Genomic DNA, 22,419 nt, shown 5'->3' with positions numbered 1-22,419 from the left:
CACCTCCATGACCATGCAGAAGTCTCATTATCATATTCTTTTATCGCTCCCCGCTGCAGATAACGGCTCCTGGCGGAATATGTCCTTTCGGAATGTATTGAAAAATGGTCTTATTCAGTTGTCAAACATATTTGGATCATCCATCGAATCATTAGAATTGGTTATAGAATCATAAAGCAGAGTTGTTTCTTTAAAATGTATTTATTTCCAATTATTTCCTATCTTAATTTTAATATAGCATGAAAACACAAAAAAAGCAACCCACTTTCATGAATTGCTTTTCTCAGAATATTTGTCAAAATTTAAATATTTAAAATTTTCTTTACTTCATCTTCCATTGCCGCAGTTTCACATACGGTCTGATGAATCACCGGAGCTGTCCTGATTTCTTCAATTGCCTTCGGGATTTCTGTTTTTGAAATCACCTGAAGCTCGTCCACCAACTGAAAATCTGTTTTTTCATCATACTTCGGATCAATTGCATTCATCACACTTCTGGTAAATTTATACGGACTGGCTGTGGATGCAATCACAGTCGGTGTCTCGTCCTTAGTTTCCTTCACATACTTATCATAGGCAACTGCTGCAACTGCCGTATGTGTATCCATGACATATCCTTCTGATTGATAAACTTCCTGAATTTTCTCTGCAGTTTCCTGTTCATCGCCATAAGCTCCGTAAAACTCTGAAAGCTCGTCTTTCATTGCCTCTGTGATCGTATAAACACCTTCTGCTGTCAGAGCCGTCATAAACTCCGCACATTGCTTCGGATCATTTCCTGCAATACGATAGATCAGGCGTTCCAGATTGCTGGAAATTAAAATGTCCATGGATGGTGAGGTTGTCACATAAAAATCACGGTTTCTGTCATAAGTTCCGTTTTGGAAAAAGTCGAACAGTACTTTATTTTTATTGGAAGCACAAATGAATTTGCCAATCGGAATTCCCATCTGCTTTGCATAAAATGCCGCAAGAATATTTCCAAAGTTTCCCGTTGGAACTACAACATTCATCGGTTCTCCTGATTTTACCGCCCCTGATTTTAATAGATCAGCATATGCTTTCACATAGTAAACAACCTGGGGAACCAGCCGTCCGATATTAATAGAATTGGCAGAAGAAAATTGATAACCGCTCTGATTCATAACCTTCGCCAGCTCTTTATTTGAAAACATCTTTTTAACGCCGGTCTGTGCATCATCAAAATTGCCATGAATTCCAATTACATATGTATTTTGACCTTTCTGCGTTACCATTTGCTTTTCCTGAATCGGACTGACACCAGATTTTGGATAAAATACAATTATTTTTGTTCCCGGCACATCAGCAAATCCTGCCAATGCCGCTTTCCCGGTATCCCCGGAGGTTGCAGTTAAAATTACGATCTCATTTTTCACCTGATTTTTTCTTGCGGAAGTTACCAGCAAATGCGGAAGAATGGATAATGCCATATCTTTGAAGGCAATGGTTGCTCCGTGAAACAGTTCAAGATAATATACATTCCCTATTTTCTTCATCGGCGCTATTTCCGACGTGTCAAACTTACTGTCATAAGCGTTCTGAATACAGGCTTTCAATTCTTCCTCTGTAAAATCTGTAAGAAATTCTTTCATCACTGCATATGCAATTTCCTGATAAGACATTTTCGTTAATTCTTCCAGCGTCACCTGAAGCTTCGGAATTTCATTGGGTACAAATAATCCTCCGTCGCTGGTCAAACCCTTTAAAATTGCTTCTGACGCAGTGGCTGTTTCTTCTCCATTTCTTGTGCTGTGGTATACTAAATTCATATTTCCCTACCTTTTCTTCTATGGTTTTATGTACTTTGTTCTCCGGTGGCGCGCCGCCACAGCAGCGCCTCCCATTTAATTTCTGATTATATCATATGTTTTTTTCTGCTACAACTGATTTTCTTGCTCTATATCTCATACATAGGCAAAAACCAACATTAGACGCAAACCTGCGACGAGAGCATCTTCATTGAAATCAAACTGCTCATGATGATTGGGATATCCTTCTCCGCCTCCCACAAAGGCAAAGCATCCGTCCATTTCCTCCAAATAATTTGCAAAATCTTCTCCCAACATCATCGCAGGAACTTTCACCCATTCCCAAGGTTCAAAAACATCCTGCGCTCCCTTTAACACTTGACTCACAACTTCCTCGGAATTTACCAACGCCGGATGACTGGACGGCTGAAAATCAACGGAAATTTCTGTCTGATACATTTTCTCTGCCGCCTGTGCAATTTCTTTCATCCGTCGCTGCACCAATTCCTGTGCTTCTATGGAAAAAGTTCGTACGGTTCCTTCCAGCAGCGCTTCCCCTGCAATTACATTTCGTGCAGTTCCCGCCGTCATCTTTCCAATGGTTAGAACTACAGGCTCCAGCGGATCCAAATTCCGACTGATAATGTTCTGTAAATTTATGACCAGAGAGGATGCAGCGACCGCTGCGTCCGCACATTCGTGAGGTTTCCCGGCATGCCCTGATTTTCCGGTAATCCGAATGGAAAACCAATTGGTTGCCGCCATTCTTCTGCCCGGCTCCAAAGAAATCCTCCCAGCCGGAATTCCGGAAAAAATATGCAGACCCAAAATTTTTTTGACATCCTCCAGCAAACCTGTTTTCAACAGCATTTTCGCGCCCTGTGCGATTTCCTCCGCCGGCTGAAACAGCAATAAAATTCTTCGGTTCAGTTCTTTCTCGTGCTGCTTTAAAATCTTTGCGGCTGCCATCAAAATCGCCGTATGTCCATCATGAGCACAGGCGTGCATACAGCCATGATTTAATGATGCGAAATCAAGACCGGTTTCCTCTTCCACTTCCAGTGCATCCATATCTGCCCGCAGCGCAATTGTTTCTTTACCTCCGCTTCCAATCGCTGCGATGATTCCTGTAGGGTCCAACAGTCGATATGAAATTCCCCATTGTTCCAGATGCTCTCTGATGTATTCCATCGTCATCATTTCATGAAAGGCAGTTTCCGGGCATTGATGCAGCGCCCGCCGAAACTCCTCCAGATCTTCCCGCATGCCATTGGCCTCTTGATTAATATCCATTGCCGCCTCCTTCTATCTTTCTCTCCAACGTCCAATTAGATAAATGACCAATCCAATTGCCAAAATTGGTCCTAAAAACATAAAAAATAATTTAAACACGACAAATAAAATCAAAAGCAATAGAATTCCCACAAGAAAACATCCTATTTTCAGACCTCTGGAATTTACCGTATAAACTCTGTTCTTTCTATATGACGTTTCTGCTTTCACATCCCCGGAAGCATCATCATAGTATGTCTGCTCTTCTGAAACTGCATCTGCCTCCGCTGCATCCACAATGGTTTTTGCAATTAATCGCGGACTTCCCAGCTCCCGAAGAATCTCCTCCTGAGATCTTCCATTCTTTTCCTGCTCCCAAATAAATTTTTCATAGTACTGTACATTTTCTTTCACCGCCTCTTCCGGTATCATACCTTCCAACGCCAGTCGAAGTTCCTCTAAAAATTGTTGTTTTGTCATATTTATCTCCGTGATCTCTAGATTGAATAGAAAATTCTTGACTCTTCTATTATGCGATACTTATGATCCGCAATTTCTACAATCGTCACTCCACAATTTAATTGTCTCGGCTCATGCCAGAAATCTTTGATTTCTCTCTGATACATATAAGTAAGCATCCCGTGAATCATAGCTCCATGAGAAAAAACTGCAATATTTTCATATTTTTTCTCATTTGGAAGGATTCTATCCTTCAAAAACTCTTTCCCTCTTAAAATGACCTCTTCGTGGTCTTCACATCCCCCTGCCTTCACAAATTGCTCCGGCGCATCAAAAAATCTCAAAACAGGATCTCCTTCTTCAATTAAATCGGCCTCTGATTTTCCCTCATAAATTCCAAAATCGACTTCCGCAATTCTCTCATCTTCATAAAGGGCAATATTTCTTCCTCCTAATACAATTTCCCCTGTCTCTCTGGCTCGTTTCAGAGGACTTGTATAAGCAATATCAAATGGAATTTTCCGCAATCCTTCTCTGGTAGAGAATGCTAGCTCCCTGCCATATTCATTTAAAGGAATATCGGAACTTCCCTGTATCCGTCTGGATTTATTCCAATCGGTCTCACCGTGTCTGATTAAATATAGCTTCAAACCATTTTACCTCCGTTTTTAGGACATTATACCATAATTTTTCAAGAATTATGAAAAAACTATGGTATTTTTATCGAACTTTGCTATACTATGGATATGATATATTATAAAAAGTTTGATTGGAGAAAAGTATATGAACATTCATGTTGGAGATGAAATTGTACTGACAGAACAGGTCGTTCCGGAAAACACTGCTGAGAAATGGGGAAGCGGCAGTCTTCCTGTCTATGCGACACCCGCTATGATTTCTCTTGTTGAACAGGCGGCTGTCAACCTGCTTGCCGGAAAACTGGATGAAGGCACAACTACCGTAGGAACAAATTTAAATATTGCTCATGTCTCTGCCACTCCGATTGGAGGCACCATTCAATGCCACTGCACCTTAACTGAAATTGACCGCAAACGTCTTGTCTTCCACGTGGAAGTCACAGATAACAAAGGCCGCGTCGGAATCGGTACACACGAGCGTTTTATCGTGGCTTCAGAACCATTTATGGAAAAAGCCAAGAAAAAATTAAATGATGCATAAGTTTTATTTTCCACTCACCAAACGTGATAAGAGGCAGATGACACCATATCATCTGCCTCTTAGATTTTTTAACGGTTGGTTCCTTTTAAAATCGGTGAGATTCTTTTGTATATAAAAAACGTAATCACAACACTGCACATTCCTTTGATAAACGTAAACGGCATATTAAACCATATGAGTGCATCCCACAAGCTGGTTACATTCTTATTGATTGCCTGATATGCACCAAGAATTGCCTCCATCGGCATAAAATTGGTGTAAACCGGATATACAATAAAATAATTGGAAAAGACACTCAGCACAGACATCAGCACCGCTCCAAACAATGCGCCAAGCATTGCTCTTTTCTGTGTCTTTTTCTTCTGATACAACAAACCGGCAGGCAACACAAAACACACGCCTAAAATAAAATTTGAAAGCTCTCCGACTCCGCCGGTCTGCGTGTGAAGCAGATTGATCGCATTCTTAATAAAGCATACTGCAATTCCCGACACCGGTCCCATAGAATATGCCGCCAACAGCGCCGGAAGTTCCGAAAAATCAAACTTAATAAACGGTGGAATCAACACCGGAATGGGAAATTCCAAAAACATCAAAATTGTCGCCAATGCCCCCAACATTCCAGTCATTGCAATGGTTCTCACATTCACCTTGTTTGTCTTCATTGTCATTGTTTCTCCTGCCATCATCATATTCTCCTTTTTAATTTATTTAAGAACAAAATGTTCTCAGAAAATGAAAAAGACCTTATCGTTTACCGAAAACGACAGGGCCCAAAACCTAGATGATGCACCATTACATCACCCGCTACTTCTTTCATCCAGACTATACTGTTGGTTCGGGATTCTAACCCAATCAGCTTGCGCTCGCGGACTTATCCTTTCAAAAGCATCACCGCCAGTCGAGAATTGATATTTGAAAATATCTCACTCTGCCCTGAAGTTGGAGAATTTTTTCTCTACTTCAATATTCAATTTTACAGAAAATGAAAGTGTTTTCTGTTTACGTTCTTATTATAGTCCTTCTTTCTTCCTTTGTAAAGCAATATTTCACATTTCCTTTCTTTACACCAACATTATAATTTGTTAAACTATAAAAAACTAAATACTTTACTTGTATGAATAAAGGAGAGAGAAACTATGGGAATGCACAGAGTTGCCAAGATGCCTTCTCCGGAGGAATTAAGGGAAGAATTTCCTCTGAGTGAAGGGGCAAAAAAAATAAAAGAACAACGAGATCTCGAAATCCGTAATATTTTTACTGGAAAGTCAGACAAATTTATCGTCATCATCGGACCTTGTTCTGCTGATAATGAATCTGCCGTTATGGATTATCTCGGACGTCTCGCAAGAGTTCAGAAGGACCTTTCCGATAAACTTTTAATAATTCCCCGCATCTATACCAATAAACCACGCACCACTGGTGACGGCTATAAAGGAATGATTCACCAGCCCGATCCTGAAAAAGCACCGGACATGGCAAGCGGTCTGCGTTCCGTCCGCAAACTCCACATGGATGCTTTGGAGGAATTTCATATGCCTGCTGCCGATGAGATGCTTTATCCAGGAAACTGGCCATATATGGAAGATATCTTATCTTACGTTGCCGTCGGCGCACGTTCCGTAGAAAATCAACAGCATCGCTTAACCGTCAGCGGATTTGACATTCCTGCCGGCATGAAAAATCCAACAGGAGGAGATCTGACCGTTATGATGAATTCCATCACTGCCGGTCAGCACCAACATGATTTTATTGCCAACGGATATGAAGTCAAAACAGATGGAAATCCTTTAACCCATGCCATTCTGCGTGGCTCTGTCAACCGCCATGGAAATAATATTCCGAACTATCACTATGAAGATCTGACTCGTGTTGCATACATGTACGAAAAATTTCAATTGAAAAATCCCGCTGTCATTGTAGACGCCAATCACTCCAATTCCGGAAAACAATGGGATCAGCAGCCGCGCATCGTTCAGGAAGTTCTTCACAGCAGAAGCTTTCTTCCGGAAATCCGCTCTCTGGTCAAAGGAATCATGATTGAGAGTTATATCGAAGACGGATGCCAGTCCATCGGAAATGGAGTTTACGGGCAGTCCATCACAGACCCTTGCCTTGGCTGGGATAAGTCTGCTGCTCTGCTCTATCGCATGGCTGATTATGTATAACAGTTAAATTTTATTTTAATAATTTCAGTACTCCGGACATGATGCTTGGATTTACAAAACTTTCCATGACACATCCAAGGACTACAAATATAATTTCAAATTGCACACTGTAATTGCGAAAGAAGGAATGTTTTTCATAATACAACATTTCTTCTTTTTCGTTATCCCGAAGATTTCTGCGAAACATTAAAATTCCGGAAACCCCATAGCACAGGAAGTGCGGAAAAAAGCTAAACAATACCAAAAGCATTCCTTTTAATCCTGTCTGAATCACCTGAAGAGACAAAATAGACCCCAAAAAAAATGCCATGCAGAACATTCCACCGTACAAAAACACCAACGGCTGCAGCAAATATCCTGCCAGAAATGCAATTCCATATTGTTTTCCCCGCTTAAATAATATGTACGGAAATAAACTGGCGCTGGAGACATAGAGATCCTGATTGCTGAGAACCAGAGAATCCATCTGTCCTCCATACGCCAGATAATCCTTATATACAAAATTAGTAAAGATGCTTCCCAAAATCAGGCCTGCCATCACAAATAACCCGGTAAAAAATTTTTTTCGATCCAACGTCCGCTCCTCTTCTTGTTTTTTATATTCCGATTTAGTTTATTCTATGCGGCGCTTGTCTCATTTATTCATTTCCCCAGAGAATACTTGTCCATATATCCCAAAATACCGGAAATTGTTTTGGCGTCTACAATTTGTCCATCAAAGATCATCTCTCTGACGATCTGAAGAGAATACTCTTTCACATCAATAAATTCATCCTCGTCCAGATGCTGATCTGACGGCTTTAAATCAGTTGCCACGTAAATAGGAATTTTCTCATTGCAGAAACCTATGGCAGTAATGATCGTCATCAAATGCTCCATGTTCCCAGCCCGATATCCTGTCTCTTCCTCAATCTCTCTCCTAACACAATCCAGCGCGGTTTCTCCAGGCTCAATTCCCCCTGCCGGAATCTCCAGCGTATCACAATCTAAAGCATTGCGGTACTGTTTCACCAGAAGCACCGTCCCTCTGTCTGTCACCGGAATCACCGCAGCAGCTCCTCTATGCTTCACCAAATCCCATGTGACGACTTTTCCATTGGGAAGCTTCACAATATCCTCGTAAAAACTGACCACCTTTCCTTGATGAACTAACTTTTGTTTGATCTTTTCATAACCCTGCATCACTGTCTTTCCTTTCTCTGATCCATCTAAAAATAATCCTGTTCACAGGACTCTGTGCCTTTGGCAGGACTCCAAAGCGGCAATCTTTCACTCCGCAGCAGCATGATCCTCACAATGCGTTTTTGCGATATGGAAAAAAAGTTTTCCTGTATCGTTAAAAAAACGATAGATTTCTCTATCGTTTTTTGTTATTTCGCATAATCTACAACTCGTGATTCTCTGATTACATTGACCTTGATCTGACCAGGATAATCCAAATTTTCTTCCACCTGATTGGAAATATCTCTGGCTAATAAGATCATATCGTCGTCACTGATTTGCTCAGGAACTACCATCACACGAATTTCCCGACCTGCCTGAATTGCAAAAGTTTTATCAACACCTTGAAATGAGTCTGCGATCTCTTCTAATTGCTTTAATCTCGTTGTATAACTCTCCAGCGTTTCGCTTCTCGCACCAGGACGAGCTGCAGAAATCGCGTCTGCCGCCTGTACAATACAAGCGATCAAAGTTTCCGGCTCAGCATCCCCATGATGAGATTCTACCGCATTGATTACCACTGGATGTTCCTTATACTTCTTACATAAATTAACACCAAGCTCCACATGAGAACCTTCTACTTCATGATCGATCGCTTTTCCTATGTCATGAAGCAGTCCTGCCCGCTTGGCAAGCCTTACGTCAACTCCGACTTCCGCCGCCAACAGACCGGAAAGCTGTGCAACTTCCATGGAATGCTTCAGCGCATTCTGCCCGTAGCTTGTCCGGAACTTCATCCTTCCAAGAAGTCTGACGAGCTCCGGATGAATTCCGTGAACGCCAAGCTCTAATGTTGCAGCTTCGCCTTCTTCGCGCATCATAGTTTCAACTTCCTTCGTGGCTTTCTCAACCATCTCTTCTATGCGCGCCGGATGAATTCTTCCGTCGACAATTAATTTTTCCAATGCAATTCTCGCAATTTCTCTGCGCACTGGATTGAAGCTTGACAGCACAACAGCTTCCGGGGTATCGTCAATAATCAATTCTACTCCGGTAATGTTCTCGATCGAACGGATGTTGCGGCCCTCTCGGCCGATAATCCTTCCTTTCATCTCATCGTTTGGAAGCTGTACAAGGGAAATTGTCGTCTCTGCCACATGATCTACCGCACATTTCTGAATGGCAGTTACCACATATTCTTTGGCTTTCTTTCTTGCCTCTTCCTTTGCCCTCGTCTCCATCTCCTTGATGTACATTGCTGTCTCGTGTTTCACATCTTCTTTTACTGCTGATAATAATTGCTCTTTTGCCTGTTCAGAGGTCAAACCAGAAATTCTCTCCAGTTCCTGTAGATGTTTTGACTGCAGTTCCTGCAGCTGAGCTTTCTCTGACTCGATATGCTTTTCTTTTGCTGTCAAAGATTGTTCTTTCCTTTCCAGCGCAGTTGATTTTTTATCTACCGCCTCTTCTTTTGAAAGAACTCTCTGCTCATACTTCTGCAGCTCTGCCCTGCGTTCCTTTGTCTCTTTTTCAAAGTCATGTCTCGCCTTTATAGTTTCTTCTTTGACTTCCAAAGAAGCTTCCCGCTTTTTCGCGTCAGCCGCTTTGATTGCTCCATCTATAATATCTCTGGCTTTATCTTCTGCATTTCCAATGGTAATTTCCATGGCTTTCTTGCTTCTTTGATTGGCAACATAAGCAGATATTGGAATTGCAATGACCAAAGTTGCGATAATGGCTATTATTATACCAAAATCCACAGGTCTCCTCCTTATTCAATTTTTTGTGCTTTTACACTTCTTTAATTTTATATGTTTTTTACTGAAAAGTCAAGAAAGGGATACCTCTTCTGTACGAATCAGCCTTGCCGTTTTGGAAGGAATCAAAAGTCCTCCTCCAAAATCTATGGTTTCTCCCGTTATCAGATCCATACCGGTCCCTGCCTGCGCATCAAAATGAGCTGTAAATGCACTCTCTCCGCAATTTACAGCAAAGATCACCCGATCTCCCTGTCCTTTTCTCTGGAACACCAGAACCTCCGGTGCAGTTGCCAGCGGAAGATAATCTCCGTATTTCAAAGCCGGACTTTCCTTTCTGATCTTTGCAAGCTTTGAAAGATATTGCGTCAACTCATTTTCTTTCAAATCCTCCACTTTCACTCTCGGACGCAGACTGTCGTCGCTTCCCTGTTCCTTTTTTCCTTCGATTCCCCACTCACTTCCATAATAAATCCCCGGAATTCCCGGCATTGCAAATTCCATAGCATAAATTAGCGGCAAGTGCTCTGCATCCTCCAGTCGCGTTGCAATTCTTTCCACATCATGGTTATCCACAAAATTATACAATGGAATGCCCCGATATAAGGCCCACTCTTCCGGTCCGAACTGCCGATTCAGAGAGTATCCGATCTCATGCATATTATGGGTGTTAAAGCTGGAATACAATCCTTTATAACACTCATAATTTGTCACTGAATCCAGAAGTTCCGGATTCGCAAGTTCGTTGTAATCTCCATGGAGCATTTCCCCGATCATAAAAAATTCAGGATTTTTACGATGCACAAACTCTGCCAGTGATTTCATAAAATTTCGATTGAGCATATACGCAACATCTAGGCGCAGCCCGTCAATTCCAAATTCATTCATCCACATACCCACCGCATTCAGAAGATAGTTGCGAACTTCCTCATGATCCAGATTTAACTTTACCAATTCGTAATGCCCTTCCCATCCTTCATACCAAAAGCCATCGTCATAAGGACTGTTTCCATCAAAATGAATATAAAACCAATCTTTATACGGGGATTCCCATTTCTTTTCCAAAACATCCTGAAATGCCCAAAACTCACGTCCCACATGATTAAACACCCCGTCTAAAAAAATGGCAATTCCTTCTTCCTTTAGTTTTTTACACACTTTCACAAAATCTTCATTTGTTCCAAGCCGTTCATCAATCCGACGAAAATCTTTTGTATCATATCCATGATTTGAAGAAGAAAATATCGGTGAAAAATAGACCGCATTCATTCCCAATTTTTTTATATGGGGAATCCATGTCTCCGCTTCCAAAATTCCATGAGATATTGTTCCGTCAGAGAAAGCTCTCAATGGGAAAATCTGATAAATCATTAATTCATTTATTTTCATAGTTTTTGTTCTTCCTTTCTACTCTGTACTTTTTAACGATTCCACCATATTAATTTTGCGCAGTTGAAAATACATCAGTATATTCACAAATACAGCAAAGCCGATGGTTAATAAAGTGCTGTAAATATAGCTTGGAACATAAATACTTCGTCCAAACATAATCAAATCCACTTCTGTGGTGAAAATAACATATCGATGCAGCGCCGTCCCCATGATAATTCCTGCCAAAATTCCCAGGACTGTGAGCAGAACATTTTCTCTGTACACATAAGCATGCACCTCTCCATCGTAGAACCCCAGAACCTTCATAGTCGCAAGTTCCGCTCTCCTTTCCGCAATATTAATATTATTCAGATTAAACAATACAACAAAGGCCAGCAGTCCGGCGGAAACAATCAATACCACGACGACAATGTTCAGGTTATCTACCATATCTGACATTGTTTTTGCCTCATCACTTGAAAACGTAACAGACGCCGCTTCCTCCCTTTCAAGAATTTCTCTCCTAATCTGATTCATTCCTTTTTTGGAACCATCCGTTTTTACACAATACATTCCGCTTGCAGAAGCTTGTTTTCCATAAAGCTTTTCATAAAGAGTCTTGGTCATATATACCTTATGCATCATATAGTTTTCAGTGACTGCACAGATTTTTACTGAAACTGTTTTTTCTCCCGATTCCCTGATCTGAATTTTGTCACCTGCTTCCACACCCAAAAGCACAGCAGCTTTTTCCGTTAACACAACGCCTTCATCGTTCATGGAAAACGAATTGCCTTTGACACGGTCTTTCAATGTAATGTATCCTGAAACGTCTGACTGTGATATTGGCACAATTCTGGATGCTTCCTGCTCCTCATTGTTTGCGCAAATTGTCACCGCAGCTTCATTTACTTCCATCGTTTTTTTAAGATCTGATCTCTCTGATATCCAATGTTTTAATTTTTCTCGATCTTTCCTGGCAGCGCCATCTTTATAGGCAACTGAAAAATCATATGTTATAATTTTTTTATATTGATTTTCAGAAATTGCCGAAATTGAATCTTTGATTCCAAATCCCACAAGAAGCAACGACATACAGCCTCCGATTCCAAAAACAGTCATAAAAAATCGCTTTTTATATCGGAAAAGATTTCGCATCGTAGCCTTCCAGATAAAGCTCATTCGATGCCAAAATACCGGTATCCGTTCCAACAAAATACGTTTTCCTTCTTTCGGTGCCGTAGGGCGCATTAACTGCGCCGGTTTCTCCCGAAGCTCTTTGTAACATGCCGATAATACTGCTGCTGTCACAACACCTACTGCCAGACATGCTGCCATGACAGAATATTCCAGATCAATTGGCGTTTGGATCACTCCAAGTCCTATATACATCATTTTATAAGCGGTTATAATAATCCACGGCAACAGCTTTTCTCCAATCACAACCCCCAGTATGCTTCCCGATACGGTTGCTGCCAATGCATAGCTTACATATTTTATTGCAATGTCCACACCACGATATCCCAAAGCTTTGAAGATGCCAATTTGGGTTCTCTGTTCTTCCACCATTCTGGTCATTGCAGTTAAACTGACCAATGCGGCAACCAAAAAGAAGATAACCGGAACTACTTTACTCAATGCCGCGATACGTTTGGCTTCCTCTCCGTACTCTACATAAGATTGTGTCTTTTCCCGATTTAAAATATACCATTTCCCGGATTTTAAATTTTGTATATCTTTTTTAGCATCTTTTATCTTTTTTTGTACTGCTGACAACTCTTTTTTTACTTTCTTCTCAGAACTCTGCAGTTTTTTTCGACCTCTCAGCCATTCTTCCTGTGCGTTTTGAATCTCTTTTTTTCCTTCTGTAAGCTGTTTCGCACCGGATTTTAATTGCTCCTCTGATCGGTTTAAATTCCTCCTTGCCTGCTTTAATTCTTTTTCTTTTAGAGCTATTGTCTCTTTTGCGGCAGCAAGACTGCTTTTCGCTGTTTTGATCTCCTTTTTTCCTCTGGAAATATTTTTCTTTTGAGAAGCCAGTTCTGTTCTTCCTGAAGACACTTGCTTTTTGGCTGCCTGCATCTTTTGATACTCCCGGTTCAGAGTTTTTTTTCCCTCCGCCATCTTCTCTTTTCCCGTCCTCAGCTGCTCTTTTAACTTCTGCACAGTCGGATGATCTGATCCAAGACTTTGTTCATAGCTTTTTATCTGATCTTGCAGGTCTTTTAATTTTTCCTCCTGCTGTTCTAGTTTCTTTTCCTCCTGTCCAAGCTTCGTTTCTGCCTCTTTGATTCGGTTTTCAGAAACAGTCAGCTTCCGATTTGTTTCTTTCCATGTTTTTTCCCCTGTTTTCAGCTTTTTTTCCTGGGCAGCAAGTTCTGTTTCAGAAGAGGATATCTGCTGTTTCGCTTTCTCCATCTCCTGTTTTCCCGACTGATACTGCTTCTTCCCACTTAAAAGTTCTCTCTTTCCTTTTTGCAGCTGATCCTCATTTTCTCTGAGCTCTTGTTTTGCAGTCTCAATTTTTTGCTTTGAAATTTTTAAATCTTTTTCCGCCTGATTTAATTTTTTTTGTGCTTTTTTTCGTTCTTTCTGATATTTTAGTTCTTGTTTATTTATTTCCCTTTCTGCCTCATTTTTCACTTCCGCAAGCCGTACCGCTTTTTGTTCCTTCTGAATGCTTTTTAACTGCTTTTCCAATCGAGAAACCTCTTTCTTATAGGCTTCTCCATAGGCTCTTTCCTCTTTAGCATTCTTTGCGGTCATATAAATTTCTGTATAAACCTCCAACCGAAATTCTTCTTTTGAAATTACCAAAAATCCATCTCGGTTTCCGGAGCCCATATCCGTACTTCCTCGGGATCTTGAAAGATATTCCGAAGACTTTCCGATTCCAACGACCTGATACACCGTATTTTTCAAAGTTTGCTTTAAAGATTCTTCCTCATCGGAAGATAATGTCAAAACATCACCGATTTTTATTTGATGTTCTTTTGCGAACATCTCGTCTACCAGACATTCCTTCCCTGACCTTGGAAGTCTCCCCTTGACAATCTCGATTTGATTCATCCTCTCCAGTGCTGACCGAACCTGTACGACATACTCCTCCTGCTTGCCCTTTATCTGACAGATTGTATCTACCGAATATCCCCCCTCTGCATCCTCTGCTGACGGAAGATTTTTCAAAGTTTTCAGATTTTCTTCAGATAATCCCAGTGTTCCCAGCAATTTCACATCCATAAGGCTGCTTTGATCAAATTGGTGATCCGCTGTTATATACATATCCTTTTCTGTCACACGAATTCCGGAAAAGAAAGCAACTCCCAGAACAACGATAAAAAAAATCGACAAAAACCGCGGCAGAGTCCTGCGGATCGTCCGACCTATATCTTTGTGCAGCGCTGTTTTTTTCATATGTATCTCCTACCATTCAATCATATCCACTGGTTGCGGGTGATCGTTGATTGTTATTCTGCTGATTTTCCCATTTTTCATTTCAATCACTCGATCTGCCATTGGTGCAATCGCCAGATTATGCGTAATCACCACAACCGTTTTTCCTTTGGTTCTGCAAGTATCCTGTAAAAGTTTTAGGATGGCTTTTCCGGTTTGATAGTCTAATGCCCCTGTGGGTTCATCACATAGTAATAACTTGGGATTTTTTGCCAACGCCCGGGCAATGGAAACTCTCTGCTGTTCTCCTCCGGATAATTGTGCCGGGAAACTATCCAGCCGATGTCCAAGACCAACATCTTTTAATACCTCATCTGCATTCAAAGGATCTCTGCTAATCTGGAGAGCCAATTCCACATTCTCTCTCGATGTAAGATTTGGAACCAAATTATAAAACTGGAACACGAACCCAATGTCATCCCTTCGATATTGGGTCAGCTGCCTCTGATTCCATTTTGAGATATCCTTTCCATCGACAAAAACGGCGCCACTGGTAGCAGTATCCATACCTCCTAAAATATTCAATACGGTGGTCTTTCCTGCTCCACTGGCGCCAATAATCAGAGCAAATTCTCCCTGTTCTACTGTAAAATCAATCCCATCTACAGCTTTTGTCAAAATCTCCCCTGACTGATATATTTTTTTTACATTTTCTAACCGAATCAATTCCATATTGCATTCTCCTTTTAAGAGAATTTTACCATAAATTCAGTCATTCGGCTAGGCAAAACAAAGCCGCTTTCGCTCTTTGATCTATCGAAATTGGTTGCTTTTCTCCTGATATTCATATCCGATCGATCGAAGCTGTTCTTTCACTCGATCCCCGTCAATCTCCAAGTCTTCACACAGCGATTTATAGTCTGCGTAAAAATCACGAAGTTGTGTATTTATATAGCTTAATAATATCACCGGATCTTTTGGCAGCATACAATTCCTCCTAAAAGATATTTTGCAGTGAATTCAAGGAAGAACCCGCACTGTTTAATAAAGATGAAAATACAAATTCTTTTAACACAAAGTAACTGACAAACGCTGAGATCAACAGGGTAATCAATGCAACATAGGCAACTGCATCTTTTTTTACTTCCGGATAACTCATCAGTGCAACGACAAAATAAATAAAGCCAAGTACAGATCCAAACAAAATGGCAAGAAGCGAAAAACTATATAATCCCAAGAGCAATCCCAAAATTCCCAAAATCCATCCAAGAGAAGCTCCTATTCCTTTGATTCCCGCAATCTGACAGCTTTGCAGCCAATTCATCCGGGCATGCCCCATCGTCCTCATAAATCCCAAAACCAAACCTGAAATCACCAACGATGTAATCATTGTCAGGACGATTCCATACATCAAAAAGCTTCCTGCGGAAGGCGCCTGAGAGGCTGCTGCAGAGGTCCCGGTAAAACTTGAAAAACCTGACATCGTGGCAGAGATCAGTTTGTTGACTAATAAATATAAATAAAGTCCGGATAGAACAGCCTCAATTCCCATCATAATCAGCCCAGTCTTACTTGTCTCATCCTTCACGGTTTCTGCCAAAGCACTGGACGGTCGTTTGATCAGATCGAAAACCGTCTGAAACAGATTCTTCGCTGCAGCAGCTGTATCCTGTTTCTTCTTCTCAGTATCTTCTTCGTACTGGACTTCTTCCCTGGTCTGTTCTTTTTCTGTTGTCTCCTCCGCGAAAGTACACGGACAAGGCTGTCCCTCAATTAATTTTCTCCCACATTTTGTACAAAAGTTTGCCATAATCTTTCCCCTTTTCTTTTTTCTAGTAATAGTAATATGAAACAGAATCAATGACCCATTTGCCATTTTGTTTCACCATTTTTGCGACACCGCTAATGGTACAAGTTTGTTTTTGGTAACTTCCTGACCATGTTTTATACTGATAATCTCTGGTTCCTGAAACAGAAATCGGAATTCCATCTGCAAAAGTCGCATAGCTGGATGTAGAAGCCACTGCCTCACACTTGGTGACATTGACACTGCCAAGACTCTTTGCGTCAGATCCTGCATAATATGTATAACGACATAAACTGGTTCCGTACGTATTTGCTTTTTGCGCAGAGCTGAAATATGAGGTCAGACCGGAATTCCCGCTGTTCTTAATTCTTGCCTCTGTAATTGCCGGCAAATATCCTCTCAATGCCTGAGCTGCTTCTGTTTTTGCTTTGCTGGAGTACTGAATTTGACTGATCAGATTATTATTTTTTGTGTCAAACAAATAACTGTCTTTTTCAAATAAACCATCCGCTCCCTCAAATGTCACTTTGTGAGTTCCAGCGAACATCTTTGTATAATATGTACTTCCCGTCGTATCGCTTGGCGCTTTTGCCTCGATTCCATCCACCTTCATCGTGATTCCTTTCACATTTGGCAGACGAACGGAAGTTGTCATAAGATCAGTGTCGGCAACACTGGTCACTTCGTATTTATCAAAAAATAAGAAGTTCTTTTTCGTCGATTTATCTACACTGATTATCACAGTTCCTGAACCCTTTTTCGCCCGGTATACATAAGGAGCTCCAGAGCTGCTGTAGGCACCGGTCTGCCCTCCTGTTGGCTCCGACAACGTCTGAATCTCACTCTGATCCATAGTTTTCTCGAAAGTCTCTTCATTAATAAAAGTATCTTCATCAAAATTATATAAATCGTAGATTTTATTCCATTCTTTATTATTATAATCTTTTACAAACTGACTGGCTGCCGACTCCGGATTGCTGCTTCTGCTTCCAAAATAGTAAAAAGCCCCGATTAATACTGCTAACACTGCCACCTGAACAGCAATAATTTTTTTTGCCTTTGGACTCATCCCCCCTGATTTTTGCTTGGATGCATGCTTATTTTTTGATAAATCCACTTCGGCGGTTTTCTTTGGCGTCTCACCTTCCGTCGCCTTTTTTTCCTGGGTCTTTGTTTGATGTTCTAATGTAATTTTTTGACCGCATTCTCCACAAAACAAATCCCCGTCGTTGATTTCTTTTCCACAATTTGGACAAAACATTTCCATTCGCTCCTTTCTATCTGGTACCTCGTTTTTTTAATTCAGATGCTAATACGTCTACATTTTTCTTTTCATACGTATTTAAGGATATACTTTCCTGATCATCTACCGCTGCACGATACCATTTCTTCTTCTCAAATCGTTCTTTATTTTCCTTTTTTGAAAATTTCAGACCGTGTCTTGCATAAATCTCATTGATCGCATATTGTAGTTCTGCAGTTGACATTTTTGATAAATCCGAAGTGATATACTCTGTATCAGAATCAGGAAACATGTATCCATCGCTGGCATCCATAACACTTTGATCCGATTTTTGGTTCTCTGCCGCCGGTTTCGATTTTGTATCCGACGACGGTTCCTGAGCAACCGTATCTGAAGAAGCCGTATCTGTTTCCCCAGACTCTGCGGCTGTGTCCGAATCTTCCAACGTTTCTTCCTCCACAGCTGCTTTCAGACGATCCTCTGTTTTTGTATCATCTCGATTTTTTATCATTGCGATGCCAAATATTACAGCAAACACTGCAATCACTGCAGAAAGCGCAAGAATCATCTGTTTTTCATTTTTTTTCATCCTTTCCTCCTTCTCTTTGGTAATATCTATCAATACCATCTGCAATACCTTTCGCAAGATGAATTTGATACTCGCTGTCACATAATTTTCGATCTTCCTTTGGATTGGACATAAATCCCATTTCTACGATTGTTACAGGGATCTTACTCCAATTGATGCCCGTCATTTCATCGGTCTCCACAATTCCTCGATTTTTTGTCCCGGTGCTGCTGCACAATCCATTTCCAATATCTTTTGCCAAGTCCATACTTTGTTTGATAATTTTCCTGCAGTATTGGTTCGTCTCTGACGGACACATTGTCAGCGCTCCAGATACCGTGGAATTCTCTGCACTGTTGCAATGAAGACGAATCAGCACATCGGCTTCACTCTCGTTTGCCATTAAGGATCTTTCTTTATTGCTTAAAAAAACATTATGAGTCTCCCGGATCATATAAACATCATATCCCCTGGCAATTAATATCTTCTTTAATTTTAATGAGACTTCCAAATTCACCTGATATTCCGGAACCTTCGTCGCAACTCCTTCGGTACCGGAGGATACCTTCTGTTTTGTCTGAGACGCTCCGGGTCCAATGGGTTCTTCCTCTGTCATCTGCTCTTTTTGATGCCCTGCATCAATGGCAATTTTTCGTTTATATTCCCGCATTTTTAGATTTTCAATTTTTTCTTCTGTCAACATTCCCTCTTTTTCTGCCGCTGTCTTTCCTCCAGAGGTTTTTTCTTTAATAATCTCCGTGCGTTTCTGGGTGGAAGCTTCCTTCCACTGGACCGCCCCCTCATCCTCACAGCCCCAAAGGCAACAACAGCAGACAAAAAACAGCAAACCTGCCATTCCAATTTTTTTCATTCTTTCATCCTCTCTCTCTTTCAGATCAACCTCTTTTATTGTATCACAGCAGATCTTACTGCTTCAATCTTTTTCAATTTTTCATAAAAAACCGAAAAAGGTACAGACAATTCTTTTACCAAGAATTTCTGTACCTTTTTTCCTTTACGGAACAACCACGGTCAACTCTCCGGTCACGGAATCCATAACATATCCGGAAATTTTTACATCATTGGGAATCAGGGGATGCTTCCGAAGCAACTCCACCGAATCCTCGACGGAACGCTCCACACAATCAAATCCTTCCAGCCATGTATCAAAATCCACTCCGCAATGACGAATTAATTCGATTTTTTCCTCATCAATTCCCCGCTCCATCATTTTCTGTATCATAATTTTGCTATTGATATGTCCAACCCCGCAGTCCGTATGCCCGATCACCATCACTTCTTCAATTCCCAGCTCAAAAATTCCCACTAGTATGCTTCGGACAACACTTCCAAAAGCGTGACTCACAACCCCTCCCGCATTTTTAATAATCTTCACGTCTCCGTTTTTTATCCCCAGGGCAGCCGGAAGAAGCTGTGTAAGACGAGTATCCATGCAGGTTAAGATCGCTATCTTTTTATCCGGATATTTACTGGTCTTATACTGTTCATACTGCTTATCATCCACAAATTTCCTATTATATTCCAGAATCTCATCAATCATTGGTCTCTCCTTTTGTCATTATAATTGCTTCCATCCTGCCATTGCAGGCTTCTAAATAATCAACCGGCGTTAATTCTATCTGAATTCCATTTTTCCCGCCGCTGACAATGATTCGGTCTTGCCTTGAAGCGCTTTGATCTAAAACCGTCGTATAATTTTTTCTCATTCCGATGGCAGTACATCCGCCTCGGATATATCCGGTAATTTTATTGATATCCTTCACATGAATCATTTCCACTGATTTCTCACCCACAGCTTTTGCTGCTCTCTTGAGATCTAATTCCTTATGAATCGGAATCACGAATACAAAATATCCTCCGCTCTTTCCAGCCGTCACCAATGTTTTAAATACTCTCTCATATGGTTCATGAAGCATATCTGCAATGGCGATTCCATCAATAAATTCCTTACATTCATAGCGATGGACCTCATATGGAATTTTCTTTTGCTCTAAAATGCGCATGGCATTGGTTTTTGGTTCTTTTTTTGCCATTCTTTGTTCCTCCTTACTATAATTTTATCAAAGAAAGCTCCGTGAGTTCAAGTAGACCCTGAAACTCTATTTTATCTGGCAGGCAAATAATAAATCAAAGAAATCGCATCTTGCCCTGCACCTTATCCAAAAGCAAACATATACTACATTAAAAGATTTCTGGAAGGTTTTTTATGCCGGAAACACCTCAAACTGATCAAATCGATCAGGGTCAGCTGAAAGTGCAAGTCACTTCCAGTCTTGCATCTGCTCCCATTGCCGATGCCAAGATTGAAATTTCTTATACCGGAGATCCTGATTCTGTGATTGAACAAATCTCAACAAATGAAAATGGCCAAACCGAAATCATTGATCTTCCTGCGCCGCCATTGGAATATAGTATGGCACCCAGTGATAATCAGCCTTACGCGGAATATACGCTTCGTATTACCGCACCGGACTACGAAACGGTCACCATTGCTGGCGCTCAAATTCTCTCTGCCGTTGAAGGACTGCAAAACGTTCAGATGCTTCCTTTGGAAACGGCACCGGCAGAGTCTCCGATTGTGATCGGACCGCATACTTTGTGGGGCGATTATCCTCCCAAAATTGCAGAAGCAGAAATAAAGCCAGTGAACGAAACCGGTGAAATTGTCCTAAGCAGAGTCGTTATTCCCGAATATATTATTGTCCACGACGGAGCCATTGGAGATACCACAGCCAGAAATTATTATATTCGATATAAGGACTATATTAAGAATGTAGCAGCCTGCGAAATCTATTCAACCTGGCCCAGGGCAACCTTAGAAGCAAATATCCTAGCCATTATGTCTTTTACCTTAAATCGAGTTTACACAGAATGGTATCGAAATAAAGGACACGATTTCACCATTACTTCCTCCACAGCCTATGATCATAAATGGATGAGCAATAAAACAACCTATGATTCCATCAATCAAATTGTGGATGAAATTTTCGCAGATTATCTGTCCAGACCCAATGTCCGACAACCTATTCTAACACAATATTGTGATGGGAAACGGGTTTCCTGTCCCGAGTGGATGACCCAGTTGCAAGAACCTATGTAGTAAAAAGCACCCGGAAAAAGGGCGTTTTTTCAGACATTTAAAAACTTTCATGGGTCTTTTTACAGGAGGATAAAGCAAAATGAACAAAAGACAAAAGATTTTAATTGCAGACAGCCGAGAAATGGAAGCAAATCAACTTGCAGATCAATTAAGAGAATATTACGACATTGTATCGGTTGTTCACGACGGTCAAAAAGCCGTGGAAAATATTCAAAAATTATGCCCAGATCTGGTTATTCTGGATGTACTTCTTCCGCTGATCGACGGTCCCGGCGTTGTAGAGCAATGCAGAAATAAATTCACCTGCGCTCCGCCGCTTTTTATTATTGTAACATGCATCGGTTCTCAAAAACTAGTGGAATTTGTAGACCCGGTTTATATTGATTACTGTATTATGCGTCCATTTCATACCGATCTGCTCATTCATCGCATGGAGCAGCTTACAAGGCTAAGCCGTCTAAACGAATCCATCCAAACTCTTTCCATTCAAAATTTATTCGGAGCGCCGGATACGTCTTCCGATTCTGAACAGATAAAGCAAAATGTCACAAAGCTGATTCACTCCCTCGGAGTACCGGCAAACATCAAGGGTTATCAATATCTTAGGGATGCCATTCTTTTATCAATTGAAGATATGAATTGTGTAAACTATATTACGAAGCTTCTTTACCCAACCATTGCCAAGAAGCACAAAACAACTTCCAGCAGCGTAGAGCGCGCGATCCGTCATGCCATTGACATTGCTTGGAATCGTGGAAATATCAAACTTTTAGACGATTTATTTGGATATAACCTGCACTCAAACAAGGGCAAGCCAACCAATTCCGAATTCATCGCTTTGCTTGCTGATAAAATGCGATTAAATTATTAAAGAAATACCGGGGAAAATCCCCGGTTTTTATTTTTCATTCATGTATTTTTCCACACAAAACGTAATAAATCCGTTTAGCGACATTCCTAGTCTTTTCGCTTCATTGGCATATCTTTCTTTATTTCCCTTTTTCACGCTGTACGAAATCTTATCATATGCTTTTGCATTATATCTATTTTTCACTTCTGCACTTGTTTTTCCCATGTTACTTTTTCCTCCTATATATTGTAATTAATACTGCAAGAATACAAATTTGTCCAACTACAACAATTTTATTTGA

At 40.8% G+C, this 22,419-nt stretch carries 23 protein-coding genes and 1 riboswitch; of the genes, 4 read left to right on the top strand and 19 right to left on the bottom strand.

The annotated features are described in order from the left end of the window. Nucleotides 1-302: 302 nt before the first annotated feature. The 4 genes from thrC to AC27EF_RS02600 all read right to left on the bottom strand — a co-directional run bounded on the left by thrC (nt 303) and on the right by AC27EF_RS02600 (nt 4,150). Complete coding sequence (gene thrC / locus AC27EF_RS02615; protein WP_487108667.1) at nt 303-1,790, bottom strand: threonine synthase; 1,488 nt, start codon at nt 1,788-1,790, stop codon at nt 303-305. A 135-nt stretch (nt 1,791-1,925) separates the two neighbouring features. Further along, nucleotides 1,926-3,062 carry a M20 metallopeptidase family protein gene (locus tag AC27EF_RS02610; protein WP_487108666.1) on the bottom strand — a complete coding sequence of 379 codons (1,137 nt, stop codon included), beginning with the start codon at nt 3,060-3,062 and terminating at the stop codon, nt 1,926-1,928. 12 nt (nt 3,063-3,074) lie between these two features. Beyond that, a complete protein-coding gene (locus AC27EF_RS02605) occupies nt 3,075-3,521 on the bottom strand; it encodes a DUF1700 domain-containing protein (RefSeq protein ID WP_487108665.1) in 447 nt (148 codons plus the stop codon). Between the two features lie 17 nt (nt 3,522-3,538). Next, nucleotides 3,539-4,150, bottom strand: a complete 612-nt coding sequence (locus AC27EF_RS02600; protein WP_487108664.1) for a histidine phosphatase family protein — start codon at nt 4,148-4,150, stop codon at nt 3,539-3,541. A gap of 133 nt (nt 4,151-4,283) precedes the next feature. On the opposite strand from AC27EF_RS02600, the gene AC27EF_RS02595 reads away from it, so the two are divergent. After that, nucleotides 4,284-4,679: a thioesterase family protein gene (locus AC27EF_RS02595; protein ID WP_487108663.1), complete on the top strand. Its 396-nt coding sequence runs from the start codon at nt 4,284-4,286 to the stop codon at nt 4,677-4,679. A gap of 68 nt (nt 4,680-4,747) precedes the next feature. Here the strand turns inward: AC27EF_RS02595 and AC27EF_RS02590 are convergent, their stop codons facing one another. Next, nucleotides 4,748-5,365, bottom strand: coding sequence for an ECF transporter S component (locus AC27EF_RS02590; protein ID WP_487108978.1), 618 nt, complete (start codon nt 5,363-5,365; stop codon nt 4,748-4,750). Nucleotides 5,366-5,483: 118 nt separating this feature from the next. Beyond that, nucleotides 5,484-5,627: riboswitch (FMN riboswitch) on the bottom strand. Between the two features lie 191 nt (nt 5,628-5,818). Here AC27EF_RS02590 and AC27EF_RS02585 point away from each other — a divergent pair. Further along, nucleotides 5,819-6,847, top strand: a complete 1,029-nt coding sequence (locus AC27EF_RS02585) for a 3-deoxy-7-phosphoheptulonate synthase (protein WP_487108662.1) — start codon at nt 5,819-5,821, stop codon at nt 6,845-6,847. Nucleotides 6,848-6,857: 10 nt separating this feature from the next. Here the strand turns inward: AC27EF_RS02585 and AC27EF_RS02580 are convergent, their stop codons facing one another. From AC27EF_RS02580 to ybaK, 13 genes are all read right to left on the bottom strand, one after another. Then, complete coding sequence (locus AC27EF_RS02580; RefSeq protein WP_487108661.1) at nt 6,858-7,421, bottom strand: hypothetical protein; 564 nt, start codon at nt 7,419-7,421, stop codon at nt 6,858-6,860. Between the two features lie 68 nt (nt 7,422-7,489). Further along, the gene (locus AC27EF_RS02575; RefSeq protein WP_487108660.1) at nt 7,490-8,029 is read right to left on the bottom strand and encodes an NUDIX hydrolase; all 540 of its coding nucleotides are present in this window, start codon (nt 8,027-8,029) and stop codon (nt 7,490-7,492) included. A gap of 188 nt (nt 8,030-8,217) precedes the next feature. Next, nucleotides 8,218-9,768 carry a ribonuclease Y gene (gene rny / locus AC27EF_RS02570; protein ID WP_487108659.1) on the bottom strand — a complete coding sequence of 517 codons (1,551 nt, stop codon included), beginning with the start codon at nt 9,766-9,768 and terminating at the stop codon, nt 8,218-8,220. Nucleotides 9,769-9,837: 69 nt separating this feature from the next. Further along, nucleotides 9,838-11,154 carry an alpha-amylase family glycosyl hydrolase gene (locus tag AC27EF_RS02565; RefSeq protein ID WP_487108658.1) on the bottom strand — a complete coding sequence of 439 codons (1,317 nt, stop codon included), beginning with the start codon at nt 11,152-11,154 and terminating at the stop codon, nt 9,838-9,840. Nucleotides 11,155-11,172: 18 nt separating this feature from the next. Continuing rightward, a complete protein-coding gene (locus AC27EF_RS02560) occupies nt 11,173-14,550 on the bottom strand; it encodes an ABC transporter permease (protein WP_487108657.1) in 3,378 nt (1,125 codons plus the stop codon). A gap of 9 nt (nt 14,551-14,559) precedes the next feature. Further along, nucleotides 14,560-15,261: an ABC transporter ATP-binding protein gene (locus tag AC27EF_RS02555; protein WP_487108655.1), complete on the bottom strand. Its 702-nt coding sequence runs from the start codon at nt 15,259-15,261 to the stop codon at nt 14,560-14,562. Between the two features lie 81 nt (nt 15,262-15,342). Next, nucleotides 15,343-15,516 (bottom strand): DUF4250 domain-containing protein, encoded by a 174-nt coding sequence (locus tag AC27EF_RS02550; protein ID WP_487108653.1) that lies wholly within the window; start codon nt 15,514-15,516, stop codon nt 15,343-15,345. 10 nt (nt 15,517-15,526) lie between these two features. Beyond that, complete coding sequence (locus tag AC27EF_RS02545) at nt 15,527-16,339, bottom strand: hypothetical protein (RefSeq protein WP_487108652.1); 813 nt, start codon at nt 16,337-16,339, stop codon at nt 15,527-15,529. Between the two features lie 22 nt (nt 16,340-16,361). Continuing rightward, entirely contained in the window at nt 16,362-17,597 is a 1,236-nt protein-coding gene (locus tag AC27EF_RS02540; RefSeq protein WP_487108650.1) for a zinc-ribbon domain-containing protein, read from the bottom strand. Nucleotides 17,598-17,613: 16 nt separating this feature from the next. Then, nucleotides 17,614-18,168 carry a YARHG domain-containing protein gene (locus tag AC27EF_RS02535; protein ID WP_487108649.1) on the bottom strand — a complete coding sequence of 185 codons (555 nt, stop codon included), beginning with the start codon at nt 18,166-18,168 and terminating at the stop codon, nt 17,614-17,616. Next, nucleotides 18,155-19,018: an N-acetylmuramoyl-L-alanine amidase family protein gene (locus tag AC27EF_RS02530; RefSeq protein ID WP_487108647.1), complete on the bottom strand. Its 864-nt coding sequence runs from the start codon at nt 19,016-19,018 to the stop codon at nt 18,155-18,157. Before AC27EF_RS02530 ends, AC27EF_RS02535 begins: the two co-directional genes overlap by 14 nt. A gap of 144 nt (nt 19,019-19,162) precedes the next feature. Continuing rightward, entirely contained in the window at nt 19,163-19,708 is a 546-nt protein-coding gene (locus AC27EF_RS02525; protein ID WP_487108645.1) for a beta-class carbonic anhydrase, read from the bottom strand. Beyond that, nucleotides 19,701-20,201, bottom strand: a complete 501-nt coding sequence (gene ybaK, locus AC27EF_RS02520) for a Cys-tRNA(Pro) deacylase (RefSeq protein ID WP_487108643.1) — start codon at nt 20,199-20,201, stop codon at nt 19,701-19,703. Before ybaK ends, AC27EF_RS02525 begins: the two co-directional genes overlap by 8 nt. Nucleotides 20,202-20,374: 173 nt before the next feature. On the opposite strand from ybaK, the gene AC27EF_RS02515 reads away from it, so the two are divergent. Together AC27EF_RS02515 and spo0A are read left to right on the top strand one after the other, a co-directional pair. After that, nucleotides 20,375-21,268: a carboxypeptidase regulatory-like domain-containing protein gene (locus AC27EF_RS02515; RefSeq protein WP_487108641.1), complete on the top strand. Its 894-nt coding sequence runs from the start codon at nt 20,375-20,377 to the stop codon at nt 21,266-21,268. Nucleotides 21,269-21,347: 79 nt separating this feature from the next. Then, the gene (spo0A, locus tag AC27EF_RS02510; protein WP_487108640.1) at nt 21,348-22,139 is read left to right on the top strand and encodes a sporulation transcription factor Spo0A; all 792 of its coding nucleotides are present in this window, start codon (nt 21,348-21,350) and stop codon (nt 22,137-22,139) included. A gap of 27 nt (nt 22,140-22,166) precedes the next feature. Here spo0A and AC27EF_RS02505 read toward each other — a convergent pair whose 3' ends face one another. Beyond that, nucleotides 22,167-22,343, bottom strand: coding sequence for an antitoxin (locus tag AC27EF_RS02505; RefSeq protein WP_487108639.1), 177 nt, complete (start codon nt 22,341-22,343; stop codon nt 22,167-22,169). Nucleotides 22,344-22,419: the final 76 nt, after the last annotated feature.

It is taken from the genome of Anaerostipes stercorihominis (assembly GCF_057535655.1).
This window is presented reverse-complemented; position numbering and strand designations above follow the sequence as displayed.

What these genes read in the sequence shown, in the direction of transcription:
- thrC (WP_487108667.1), bottom strand. Translation starts at nt 1,790, where the DNA reads ATGAATTTAGTATACCACAGCACAAGAAATGGAGAAGAAACAGCCACT.
- AC27EF_RS02610 (WP_487108666.1), bottom strand. Translation starts at nt 3,062, where the DNA reads ATGGATATTAATCAAGAGGCCAATGGCATGCGGGAAGATCTGGAGGAG.
- AC27EF_RS02605 (WP_487108665.1), bottom strand. Translation starts at nt 3,521, where the DNA reads ATGACAAAACAACAATTTTTAGAGGAACTTCGACTGGCGTTGGAAGGT.
- AC27EF_RS02595 (WP_487108663.1), top strand. Translation starts at nt 4,284, where the DNA reads ATGAACATTCATGTTGGAGATGAAATTGTACTGACAGAACAGGTCGTT.
- AC27EF_RS02590 (WP_487108978.1), bottom strand. Translation starts at nt 5,365, where the DNA reads ATGGCAGGAGAAACAATGACAATGAAGACAAACAAGGTGAATGTGAGA.
- AC27EF_RS02585 (WP_487108662.1), top strand. Translation starts at nt 5,819, where the DNA reads ATGGGAATGCACAGAGTTGCCAAGATGCCTTCTCCGGAGGAATTAAGG.
- AC27EF_RS02575 (WP_487108660.1), bottom strand. Translation starts at nt 8,029, where the DNA reads ATGCAGGGTTATGAAAAGATCAAACAAAAGTTAGTTCATCAAGGAAAG.
- AC27EF_RS02565 (WP_487108658.1), bottom strand. Translation starts at nt 11,154, where the DNA reads ATGAAAATAAATGAATTAATGATTTATCAGATTTTCCCATTGAGAGCT.
- AC27EF_RS02560 (WP_487108657.1), bottom strand. Translation starts at nt 14,550, where the DNA reads ATGAAAAAAACAGCGCTGCACAAAGATATAGGTCGGACGATCCGCAGG.
- AC27EF_RS02555 (WP_487108655.1), bottom strand. Translation starts at nt 15,261, where the DNA reads ATGGAATTGATTCGGTTAGAAAATGTAAAAAAAATATATCAGTCAGGG.
- AC27EF_RS02550 (WP_487108653.1), bottom strand. Translation starts at nt 15,516, where the DNA reads ATGCTGCCAAAAGATCCGGTGATATTATTAAGCTATATAAATACACAA.
- AC27EF_RS02545 (WP_487108652.1), bottom strand. Translation starts at nt 16,339, where the DNA reads ATGGCAAACTTTTGTACAAAATGTGGGAGAAAATTAATTGAGGGACAG.
- AC27EF_RS02540 (WP_487108650.1), bottom strand. Translation starts at nt 17,597, where the DNA reads ATGTTTTGTCCAAATTGTGGAAAAGAAATCAACGACGGGGATTTGTTT.
- AC27EF_RS02535 (WP_487108649.1), bottom strand. Translation starts at nt 18,168, where the DNA reads ATGAAAAAAAATGAAAAACAGATGATTCTTGCGCTTTCTGCAGTGATT.
- AC27EF_RS02530 (WP_487108647.1), bottom strand. Translation starts at nt 19,018, where the DNA reads ATGAAAAAAATTGGAATGGCAGGTTTGCTGTTTTTTGTCTGCTGTTGT.
- AC27EF_RS02525 (WP_487108645.1), bottom strand. Translation starts at nt 19,708, where the DNA reads ATGATTGATGAGATTCTGGAATATAATAGGAAATTTGTGGATGATAAG.
- ybaK (WP_487108643.1), bottom strand. Translation starts at nt 20,201, where the DNA reads ATGGCAAAAAAAGAACCAAAAACCAATGCCATGCGCATTTTAGAGCAA.
- AC27EF_RS02515 (WP_487108641.1), top strand. Translation starts at nt 20,375, where the DNA reads ATGCCGGAAACACCTCAAACTGATCAAATCGATCAGGGTCAGCTGAAA.
- spo0A (WP_487108640.1), top strand. Translation starts at nt 21,348, where the DNA reads ATGAACAAAAGACAAAAGATTTTAATTGCAGACAGCCGAGAAATGGAA.
- AC27EF_RS02505 (WP_487108639.1), bottom strand. Translation starts at nt 22,343, where the DNA reads ATGGGAAAAACAAGTGCAGAAGTGAAAAATAGATATAATGCAAAAGCA.